Source organism: Streptomyces prasinopilosus, from assembly GCF_001419695.1.
Lineage (GTDB): Bacteria > Actinomycetota > Actinomycetes > Streptomycetales > Streptomycetaceae > Streptomyces > Streptomyces prasinopilosus.
Genome location: NZ_LIRG01000371.1, coordinates 1 through 8,888, shown reverse-complemented (window position 1 = coordinate 8,888; position 8,888 = coordinate 1). Strand labels below are relative to the sequence as shown.

Annotated in this window: 8 protein-coding genes, 1 pseudogene and 1 riboswitch; of the genes and pseudogenes, 6 read left to right on the top strand and 3 right to left on the bottom strand. The window is 74.4% G+C overall.

The window, feature by feature from the left end; genetic code table 11:
* From AOK18_RS16510 to AOK18_RS16500, 3 genes are all read left to right on the top strand, one after another.
* Positions 1-784: N-acetylmuramoyl-L-alanine amidase (locus tag AOK18_RS16510; RefSeq protein ID WP_055694867.1), on the top strand; the 784-nt coding region annotated here is incomplete at its 5' end.
* Between the two features lie 156 nt (positions 785-940).
* A complete protein-coding gene (locus AOK18_RS16505; RefSeq protein ID WP_055694866.1) occupies positions 941-1,777 on the top strand; it encodes a DUF5336 domain-containing protein in 837 nt (278 codons plus the stop codon).
* Positions 1,778-1,900: 123 nt separating this feature from the next.
* Complete coding sequence (locus AOK18_RS16500) at positions 1,901-2,194, top strand: hypothetical protein (RefSeq protein ID WP_055571000.1); 294 nt, start codon at positions 1,901-1,903, stop codon at positions 2,192-2,194.
* 95 nt (positions 2,195-2,289) lie between these two features.
* Here the strand turns inward: AOK18_RS16500 and AOK18_RS16495 are convergent.
* The 3 genes and pseudogenes from AOK18_RS16495 to AOK18_RS16485 form a co-directional block, all read right to left on the bottom strand.
* Positions 2,290-3,290: pseudogene (locus AOK18_RS16495) on the bottom strand (prenyltransferase).
* Entirely contained in the window at positions 3,287-4,093 is an 807-nt protein-coding gene (locus AOK18_RS16490) for a class I SAM-dependent methyltransferase (RefSeq protein ID WP_055574342.1), read from the bottom strand. Before AOK18_RS16490 ends, AOK18_RS16495 begins: the two are co-directional and overlap by 4 nt.
* The gene (locus AOK18_RS16485; RefSeq protein ID WP_055694865.1) at positions 4,087-5,544 is read right to left on the bottom strand and encodes a glycosyltransferase family 4 protein; all 1,458 of its coding nucleotides are present in this window, start codon (positions 5,542-5,544) and stop codon (positions 4,087-4,089) included. Before AOK18_RS16485 ends, AOK18_RS16490 begins: the two co-directional genes overlap by 7 nt.
* Before the next feature lie 288 nt (positions 5,545-5,832).
* On the opposite strand from AOK18_RS16485, the gene AOK18_RS16480 reads away from it, so the two are divergent.
* The 3 genes from AOK18_RS16480 (at position 5,833) to AOK18_RS16470 (ending at position 8,838) form a co-directional block, all read left to right on the top strand.
* Positions 5,833-6,462, top strand: coding sequence for a TetR family transcriptional regulator (locus AOK18_RS16480; protein ID WP_055694868.1), 630 nt, complete (start codon positions 5,833-5,835; stop codon positions 6,460-6,462).
* Positions 6,463-6,681: 219 nt separating this feature from the next.
* Positions 6,682-6,754, top strand: a riboswitch (cobalamin riboswitch).
* Between the two features lie 129 nt (positions 6,755-6,883).
* A complete protein-coding gene (locus AOK18_RS16475) occupies positions 6,884-8,131 on the top strand; it encodes a prenyltransferase/squalene oxidase repeat-containing protein (RefSeq protein ID WP_055694864.1) in 1,248 nt (415 codons plus the stop codon).
* A complete protein-coding gene (locus tag AOK18_RS16470; protein ID WP_055694863.1) occupies positions 8,128-8,838 on the top strand; it encodes an SCO2322 family protein in 711 nt (236 codons plus the stop codon). Before AOK18_RS16475 ends, AOK18_RS16470 begins: the two co-directional genes overlap by 4 nt.
* The last annotated feature ends 50 nt before the right edge of the window (positions 8,839-8,888 follow it).

The window sequence follows — 8,888 nt, the reverse complement described above, 5'->3', positions numbered from 1 at the left end:
CTCCCCGGGCACCCCGTCGCCCAGCGGGTCCGACGGGCCCGACGGGTCGGACGGCGAGAAGCCGGGCACCTCCCCCGGCTCCACCTCCCCGTCCGCGTCCGCCGGGACCGGGCCGCTCAGGGGGAAGGTCGTGGTCATCGACCCGGGGCACAACCCGGGCAACTTCCGGCACACCGCCGAGATCAACCGCCGGGTGGACGTCGGGACGCACTCCAAGGAGTGCGACACCACCGGCACATCCACCGACGACGGTTTCAGCGAGGCCGAGTTCACCCTGGACGTCGCCCACCGGATGCGCGCGCTCCTCGAGGAGCAGGGCGCCACGGTGAAGCTGACGCAGGACGACGACCGGCCGTTCGGGCCGTGCATCGACGAACGCGCGCGGATCGGCAACGAGGCCGGGGCGGACGCCGCCGTGTCGATCCACGCGGACGGTTCGGGCACCGGGAACCGCGGCTTCCACGTGATCCTGCCCGGCTCCGTGGACTCCGGCGCCGCCGACACCCGGGCCATCGTCGGGCCGTCCCGCGACCTCGGCGAACGCATCGCGGGCAACTTCGTCCGCGCCACCGGCAACGGCCCGTCCAACTACGTGGGCGGCGGCACCGGCCTCGTCACGCGTGAGGACCTGGGCGGTCTCAATCTGTCAACGGTTCCCAAGGTGTTCGTCGAGTGCGGCAACATGCGCGATAGCAAGGACGCGGCACTTCTGACCAGCGGTGCCTGGCGGCAGAAGGCGGCGCGGGGGATCTCCGAGGGAATCGTGAGTTTCCTGCGCGGGTAGGGGTAGACGGGCGGATCCGGGCGGACAGCCCGATCGTGCGGACGATAGTGTCGTTCCCACGATGAGGGGTCACCCCGCGCTTCCCACCGGGCCCCGAGGGTGACGTGGTGACAGCGACGCCTCTGCCGACGACGAGACGACCGAGAAGGACCTGAAGTGAATATCCGCTCCCTCACTCGAGGCGACGGCGTGGTGATCGGAGCAGCGGTATTGCTGTTCATCGCGTCGTTCCTCGACCTCTACTCGATCGACGGTGCGCCCGACGACATCATCCCCAACCTGTGGGGCAGCGGCCCGGTCGTGCTCGGTGTCGTGCTGGCGGGCATCATCGGCGCGGCACTCGTCGTCGTGTCCCGCGCACTGCCGCAGCCGCCGAAGGTCGCGGGCCTGGACCTCGGCCAGTTCGGCGCCGCGTTCACCGTGTTCGCCGCCTGGAGCGCGCTCGGCAACATCTTCGACCCGGCCGGCGGCGCCAACAACGTCACCAGCGGGTCCTCCGCGGACGGACCCGACGCCGGCATCGGCCTGATCCTGGCCCTCGTCGCGACGCTGGTCATGGCCGCCGCCGCCCTGGCCACCCCGCTGGTCCCGGCCCTCAAGGGCTCGCTCGTACCGGCTCCCCGTCCCGCCGCTCCGCAGCCCTACGGCGCCCAGCCGTCCGGCGGCTACGGCTACCCGGGCGCGCAGCAGGCCGGTTTCGGCGGCCAGCCGCAGCCGGGGCAGCCCGGTCAGGCCGGTCAGGCCGGTCAGCCGTTCGGCGGCCAGCAGCCCGGCCGGCCGGCCGCGCCCGCCGCCGACTTCTCGCCGTTCTGGTTCGCCGTGCCGGTGCCCCGGCCGCTGTTCCCGGAGGACGGTTCGCAGACGCCGATCGCCGAACTGGCCCCCGGCACCTGGTACCTGGCCGTCGAGCAGCGCGGCCCGGCCCTCGTCGCCCAGACGCAGGACGGCCGTCGCGGTGTCCTGCAGGACACCGCGGGCATCCAGCGCGGCTGACCGGCCCGCTCCACGGCATTGGCCCCCGCCCGGAAGGGCGGGGGCCAATGCCGTGCGCGGCCGGCCGCGGCGAGCCCGCCGGCCGACGGGTTTCAACCACGGTTTCGGGGCCAGACGGACACCATGTCCCCACGAACTCGCAGTGGTTCCAGCTCCGCAGGGACGGCCGTCGCGGTGATCGCGGACATCATGGCCGGCATTCTCGGACTCTGGATCCTGATGTACCTGTTGGACGCCAACCGGGCCAACGAACTGGTCCAGTTCGTCCATGACGCGGCCAACTGGCTGGCCGGCTGGTCGCGTGACCTGTTCACCTTCGACGAGGACTGGGCCCGGGTGGTCGCCGGATACGGTCTGGCCGCGGTGGTCTACCTGTTCGTCGGCCACGGCATCGCCAACAGCCTCCACCGGCGCTGACCCGCACCCCGCACACCCCCCGACCCCTCCTCCACCCGCGGCCCGGCCGGCCGAACGGCCGGCCGCGTGGCCGAGGAGGGCCGGGAGCGCCCCGGTCAGACGCGGGTGCAGCAGTCGGGGTCGAGGCCCTTCGGCAGACGGTCGCCGCCGAAGACCGCGCAGGTGGCCTCGTGACCGCCGAGCGCGGCGACGGCCAGCAGCAGCGAGCCCGCCGTCCAGGCGGTCAGCTCGACCGGCCAGATCGCCTCGTCGTCGAAGACGTACCCCGTCCAGTACAGGCCGGTCTGCGGATCGCGCAGGTGCTGGATGGACTGGAGCACCTCCAGCGCGCGGTCGGACTCGCCCATCGCCCAGAGGGCCAGGGCGAGTTCGGCCGACTCGCCGCCGGTCACCCACGGGTTGGGGGACACGCAGCGCACCCCGAGCCCGGGGACGACGAAGCGGTCCCAGCCCTCCTCGATCCGTTCCTTGGCCTCGGTGTCGGTGAGGGCGCCGCCCAGCACGGGGTAGTACCAGTCCATGGAGTAGCGGTCCTTGTCGAGGAACCGCTCCGGGTGGTGCCGGATCGCGTGCCGCAGCGCGCCGGCCGCCAGCTCCCAGTCCGGCTGCGGCTCCTCCCGCTGCTCGGCGATGGCGAGGGCGCAGCGCAGCGCGTGGTGGACGGAGGAGCAGCCGGTGAGCAGCGCGTCCGCGGTGGGCGTGCCGTCGTCGTCGCGCCGCCAGCCGATCTGCCCGCCGGGCTGCTGCAGCCGCAGCACCCACTCCACGGCCGCGTACACGGTGGGCCACAGGCGGTCCAGGAAGGTGTCGTCGCCGGTGGAGAGGTAGTGGTGCCAGACGCCGCGTACCAGGAGCCGTCCGCCAGCTGGTGCTCCGCCAGCCACAGGTAGGCCCGCTCGGCGGCCTCGTGGGCGCCCGCGGCGTCCAGGGCCATCGCGGCCTCGACGTGGTCCCACGGGTCGAGGTGGTGGCCCCTGAACCAGGGGATCGCCCCGTCCTCGCGCTGCACGGCGAGGATGCCGGCGGCGGTCTCGGCGGCCTGCTCGGCGGTGAGGACTCCGGGCAGGACGAGGTGTTCCGTCCGGGGGGTCGTCACGGGGCGGCCGCCCCGGCCCCGGCAGCCGTCACGGCGTCCGCGTCCGCCCCGGTCCCGGCTTCCGCCCCGGTCCCGGCCTCGGCGCGCGGCAGGTGCGGCTTGGTCGCGTACGCCACGAAGCTCTTGCCCATCAGCGGGTTCAGGGTCCGCTCCGCGAGGCGGGTGGCCAGCGGCTTCTTCATGATGTCCCAGACCAGCAGCTTGTGGTACGCCCGTACCGGCAGCGCCTTGTCGTTGTCCACGCCGAAGGCGCACTTCAGCCACCAGTACGGCGAGTGCAGCGCGTGCGCGTGGTGGGTGCCGTAGGGGCGCAGGCCGGCCTCGCGCATCCTGGCCAGCAGCTGGTCGGCCTTGTAGATGCGGATGTGGCCGCCCTCGACCTCGTGGTAGGCGTCGGACAGGGTCCAGCAGACCTTCTCGGGGCCGTAGCGCGGCACGGTGACCGCGATGCGGCCGCCGGGCCTGAGCACGCGGACCATCTCGGCGAGGACGCCCTTGTCGTCGGGGATGTGCTCCATGACCTCGGAGATGATCACGACGTCGAAGGAGGCGTCGGGGAAGGGCAGGGCCAGGGCGTCGCCCTCCATCGCCGTGGCGGTGGCCCCGGCGGGCGCCTCCCCGGCCTCCTTCATCGCGGCGAACCACTTGGCGACCTCGCGGATCTCCTCGGCGTTCCGGTCCAGTGCCACGACCCGCGCCCCGCGCCGGTAGCACTCGAACGCGTGCCGGCCGGCACCGCACCCGAGGTCCAGGACACGGTCGCCCGGGGCGAGCGGGAACCGGGAGAAGTCGACGGTCAGCACGTGGCCCTGCTTTCACGGTGGGAGGTGACGGGTTCTTCTGCGGCGGGCGTCCGGACCGCCCCGGGGACGGTGACGCCCTCGGCCGCCGCACCGGCCGCCACGGGCTCCGGGCCGGGCGCGGGGGCGGGGGCGGCGGCCGGAGCGGCCCCGCCCGCGCGGGCCATCGCCTCGCGGTAGCGGGCGACCGTGCCCTCGGCCGCGCGGGCCCAGGTGAAGTGCCGCAGCACGCGCTCCCGTCCGGCGGCGCCGAGGCGCGCGCGCAGTTCCGGGTCGCCGAGCAGCCGGCTCAGCCCGGCGGCCAGCGCCTGCGCGTCGCCGGGCGGGACGGCCAGGCAGGTCTCGCCGTCACGGCCGGCGACCTCCGGGATCGCGCCGCCGGTGGTGGCGAGCAGCGGGGTGCCGGTGGCCATGGCCTCGGCTGCGGGCAGCGAGAAGCCCTCGTACAGCGACGGTACGCAGGCGACCTGGGCGGAGCGCACGAGGTCGACCAGTTCCGCGTCCGAGATGCCCTTGACGAACTCGACGGCGCCGCCGAGCCCGTGCCGCTCGATCGCCTGCGCGACGGGGCCCTTGGCGGGGCGCGTGCCGACGACGACGAGGTGCGCCCCGGGGTGTTCGGCGCGGACCTCAGCCAGTGCCTCGACGAGGAAGACCAGGCCCTTGAGCGGCACGTCCGCGCTGGACGTCGTCACGATCCGGCCCGGGACGACGGGCACCGACGGGTCCGGCGCGAACAGGTCGGTGTCGGCGCCGATATGGACGACGTGGATGCGGTCCTGACGCACGCCCAGGTGGTCGATGATCTCGTCGCGGGAGGTGCCGGAGACGGTGAGCACGGAGGGCAGGCGGCGGGCGACGCGCTTCTGCATCCTGGTGAACGCGTACCAGCGGCGCACCGAGGCGCGTCTGCGCCTGCTCTTTGCCGCGTCCAGGTCCAGCCGGCGGTCGACGGTGATGGGGTGGTGGATCGTGGTCACCAGGGGTGCGCCGACGTCGCCGAGCAGGCCGTAGCCGAGCGTCTGGTTGTCGTGGACGACGTCGAAGTCGCCGCGCCGGGCCCGCAGGTGACGGCGGGCGCGCAGCGAGAAGGTCAGCGGTTCGGGGAAGCCGCCGGTCCACATGGTGCCGACCTCGAGCGCGTCGATCCAGTCGCGGTACTCGCCGCGGCCCGGGGTGCGGAAGGGGTCCGGCTGGCGGTAGAGGTCGAGGCTGGGCAGCTCGGTCAGGCTCAGCCCGTCGTAGCCCTCGTCGAGGACGGGGTAGGGCTGGGCGCCGATCACCTCGACCTGGTGTCCGAGGCGGGCGAGTTCGCGGGAGAGGTGGCGGACGTAGACGCCCTGCCCGCCGCAGAACGGGTTCCCCTTGTAGGTGAGGAGCGCTATGCGGAGCGGTCGCAAGCCGTCGGAGGACGGACCCTGCGAGAGCCTGGCCTGACTGGCCTCAGCGGTCACCCTGGGCCCCCTTCTCCCTGCACGGTCCCGCGACTCTACGTCGGGACGCTAACCTAGAACAAGTTTCAGAGTTGATCGTTCGGAGGCTCCGAATCTACCGGCAGGTAGGGACGCGGCGGACAGTGGATCAGGTGATTCCCGCCACGGCGGGATGCGTGCCATGCTGTCCGATCATCAATCCTCACCGACGGTCACGGAACGGGGCCCATGCCCGCGGAAGCCCACAGGGACGAGGCGGCCGAGGCGGCGAAGCCGGACGGGCCGGTCACGGCGGACAAGGCGGCGAAGATGGAAGCCGGCAGCACTCGAACCCCTCCTGCCTCACCCCTGACCGAGCGACAGGAGGCGCGCAGGCGGCGCATCCTGCGCGCGAGCGCCCGGCTGGCCGGCCGGGGCGGCTTCGACGCGGTGCAGATGCGTGAGGTGGCGGAGTCCTCCCAGGTCGCGCTGGGCACGCTGTACCGGTACTTCCCGTCCAAGATCCACCTGCTGGTGGCCACGATGCAGGACCAGCTGGAGCACATGCACGGCACCCTGCGGAAGGAGCCGCCGACGGGCGAGACGGCCGCCGAGCGGGTCGCCGAGACCCTGATGCGGGCCTTCCGCTTCCTCCAGCGCGAGCCGCAGCTGGCCGACGCGATGGTGCGCGCCCTGACGTTCGCGGACCGCGGCGTGAGCCCGGAGGTGGACCAGGTCTCCCGGCAGACGACGGCGATCATCCTGGACTCCATGGGTCTCGAGGACCCCACGCCGGAGCAGCTCTCGGCGGTCCGCGTCATCGAGCACACCTGGCACTCGGCCCTCATCACCTGGCTGTCGGGGCGCGCCTCCATCGCCCAGGTCAGGATCGACATCGAAACGGTGTGCCGCCTGATCGACCTGACGGTGCCTCCGCCGGCGTCGGGGGACTCCGGCTGACGGTGCCTCCGCCGGCGTCGAAGGGCTCCGGCCGACGGGTCCGGAACACCCGAAGCCGCCCCACCGGGCGGCCGCCTTCCCCCGGGCGGACCGGCGGCGCGCCCCGTGGTGTGAGCGGCGCCGTACGCGGCGGGTGACCTCGGCCACCCCCCTCACGCCGCCACCGGCCGCTTCCCCGCGTGCGGGTACAGTGGCCACGTCGTCATCACACCCGTACGGGGGGAAGCCGGTGCAATTCCGGCGCTGACCCGCAACCGTGAGCCGCCCTCAGGGACGGCGAGCCGGAATGCCCCGGACGGAACGTGACCGGCTCACGCGCCCGGCGGTCCGCCGGTGCGCGGCACCGTCGAGGATACGGAGCCGAGCCGCCGGGGTGTCCCGTGCTGCCCGGCTCCCCCACAGGGAGAGGCCCCCGCCGATCATGAACGTCCGCAGCAGCGCAGCGGTCCTGGCCGCCATAGCCGTGATCGGCGCCGCCGCACCGGCTGCCGCCGACCCGTCCCCCTCCCCGTCCCGGCCCGCCCTGCCCTCCGCCCTGTACGGCGAGAGCGACCCCCAGTACGACGGCGTGTGGCGCCAGTCGCTGGCCCTGCTCGCCCAGCACACGGCGGGCGTCGAACCGCCGGCGGAGGCCGTCGACTGGCTGACCGGCCAGCAGTGCGCCGACGGCTCCTTCGCCCCGTTCCGCGCCGACACCGGCACTGAGTGCGACGCCAAGACCATGGTCGACACCAACCAGACCGCCGCCGCCGTGCAGGCCCTCACCGCGCTCGGCGGGCACGACGCCGTCACCGGCAAGGCCCTCGACTGGCTGAAGTCCGTGCAGAACGAAGACGGCGGCTGGGGCTACACGGCCGGCGGGGCCACCGACACCAACTCCACGTCCCTCGTCGTCGGCGCGCTCGCCGCCGCGGGCGAGGAGCCGGCCGAGGTCGTCAAGGGCGGCGAGTCCCCCTACGACGCCCTGCTGAAGCTGGCGCTGCCGTGCGACGCCGAGGGCGACGGGGCGGGCGCCTTCGCCTTCCAGCCGGGCAAGAAGGGCGAGCTGACCGCCAACGCCGACGCCACCGCGGCCGGCGTGGCCGGCTCCCTCGGCGCGGGCCTGGTGGTCGCACCGGGCAAGGACAAGGGCAAGGGCGGGGCGGCGGACGCCGCGTGCGAGAAGGCCCGGACGCCCGAGCAGGCCGCCGCCAACGGTGCCGCCCACCTCACGGACGCGCTCGCCGCCGACGGCCACCTCGTCTCCGCGCTCCCCGGCGCCGAGGACCAGCCCGACTACGGCAACACCGCCGACGCGGTGGTCGCGCTCGCGGCGCAGGGCGCCACCGGGCCGGCCGCGAAGTCCGCGGCCTGGCTGGAGGAGAACGCCGCCGGCTGGGCCGCGCAGAGCGGTCCCGCCGCCTACGCCCAGCTGATCTTCGCCGCCCACGCCACGGGCACCGACCCGCGCGCCTTCGGCGGCACCGACCTGGTGAAGAAGCTGACCGCCACCGGGCCCGCCGCGCCGGCGACCGACGCCTCCGGCGCGAAGAACGGGCAGGAGCGGACGGACGAGAAGGAGAAGGACGGCTCCGGCTCCGGCGTCTGGTGGGCCCTCGGGGCCTTCCTGGTCGCCGCCGCCGGCGCCGGCGTCCTGGTGAGCAGCCGGAAGAAGAGGCGGCAGCCGTGACCCGCCGGGCCGGCCGGGTCCTCGTCCTGTTCCTGGCCGCGCTCCTGCCCCTCCTGGCGGGCGCGGGCCAGGCGCAGGCCGCCGGCTACCGGTACTGGTCCTTCTGGGACCTCGGCGGTGACGGGTGGACGTACGCCACCCAGGGCCCGTCCGTCGCCCGCCCCGCCGACGGCGACGTCCAGGGCTTCCGCTTCGCCGTCAGCGAGGAGTCCGACGACTCGGCGCAGCCCCGGGGCGCCGCCGACTTCGACACCGTCTGCGCGAAGACCCCGGCGCGGGACGGCAGCAAGCGGGTCGCCCTCGTCCTCGACTTCGGTACGGCCCACGACGCCCCGTCCGGCGAGACCCCGCCCGCCCGCCGCACCGCCTGCGCCCGGGTCGCCCCGGACGCCAGCACCGCCGAGGCCCTGGCCTCGGTCGCCGGACCCCTGCGCTACGACAGCAGCGCCCTGCTGTGCGCCATCGCCGGATACCCGCAGCGCGGGTGCGGGGAGCAGGTGTCGGGGACGGGCTCGGAGCCCGGCGCGGGCGCGTCGGCGTCCGGGAAGGAGACGGAGGACGGCACCGAGAACACCGGTTCCCCGGCGTCCGGGGAGTCCGACAAGTCCGGGGAGTCCGGCGGCCCCTCCCTCGGTCTCGTCGCCGGGGCCGCCGTGGTGGCGCTGCTCGGGGCGGCGGCCTTCCGGCAAGTACGCCGTCGTGGCTGAGCCCGGCGGCCACCGGCCTCGGGAACGCGTCACCCCCGCCACCGCCACCA